At 69.1% G+C, this 1,116-nt stretch carries 2 protein-coding genes; both read left to right on the top strand.

What is annotated here, in order from left to right; translation table 11 throughout:
* The coding region (locus AC5JJ6_RS41460) for a chemotaxis protein CheW (protein WP_496047657.1) at positions 1-744 on the top strand (744 nt) is incomplete at its 5' end.
* Positions 741-1,116 (top strand): response regulator (locus AC5JJ6_RS41455; RefSeq protein WP_496047656.1); only part of this gene is annotated, 376 nt, incomplete at its 3' end. The genes AC5JJ6_RS41460 and AC5JJ6_RS41455, both read left to right, overlap by 4 nt.

Genomic DNA, 1,116 nt, shown 5'->3' with positions numbered 1-1,116 from the left:
GACCGCGCGCGGGAAATCCTGCGGGTCCCGAACGACCGGATCGACCCCGTGCCTGCCTTGTTCAGGCAGGACAGCGGCGAGATCGAGGCGATCTGCCGGCTCGACCAGGGGCGGCGGCTGATCTCCATCCTCGACCCGGGCCGCCTCTTCCGGACCGAAGCGGTGCGCCGCACGCTGGCCGGCGGCGCCGATCCGGGCACGGAACCGAGCAGCGAGCAGAGCGGAGTACGGGACATGCCCGATCCTGACGCGATCCAGCGGTCGGTCCAGACCGCGACTTTCGTGATTTTCCGGCTTGGATCGGTCGAGTACGGCCTGCCTTCGTCCTGTGTCGAACAGGTGGTGGCGGTGCCGGAGCAGCTGACCGCCGTCCCCAAGGCGCCCGCTTTCATCGAAGGTGTCATAAACCATCGGGGCGCCGTCCTGCCGGTGATCGACCAGCGGCGGCGTTTCCAGATGGCGGGAACCGCCCGCAGCCGGCACATCGTCGTGGCCGCCCTGGGCGCTGCCCGCGCCGGCGTCATGGTCGATGCCGTGACCGGCGTCCTGAAGATCCCCGAGGAGGCGATCGAGCCGGCGCCCGAGCTTTCGGCGGAGCAGATGGCCCTGATATCCCGCGTCGCCACCCTGGGCGGACGCATGATCCTGCTGCTGGACCCCGCACACCTGCTTGCCCGCAGCGAGGCCGCCGAGATCGCGGCGCTGGACGATGCGGCCGCGCCGGAGGACGGCCGAGCGCCATGATCCGCCTGCTGATCGTCGACGACTCCGCCTTGATGCGGAAGCTGCTTTCCGACATCTTCACGGCGGAAGGCGACTTCGACATCCGCATCGCCCGCAACGGCGCCGAGGCGCTGGAGCTTGCCGGGAGCTTCGCACCGCAGGTCATGACGCTGGACGTCAACATGCCGGTGATGGACGGACTGACCTGCCTGAGCCGGCTGATGATCGAGACGCCGCTGCCGGTCGTGATCGTGTCGTCCCAGACGCAGGAAGGCGCCGAAACCACGCTGGAGGCGCTTCATCTGGGTGCGGTGGACGTGATCCCCAAGCCGGACGGCACCGTCTCGCTCAGCATCGACCGGATCAGGCCGGCGCTGGTCGAAAAGGTCCGGA

Source organism: Skermanella sp., assembly GCF_059503625.1.
Note: the sequence above shows the minus strand (reverse complement) of the source record. Positions and strands in the feature narration are given on the sequence as shown.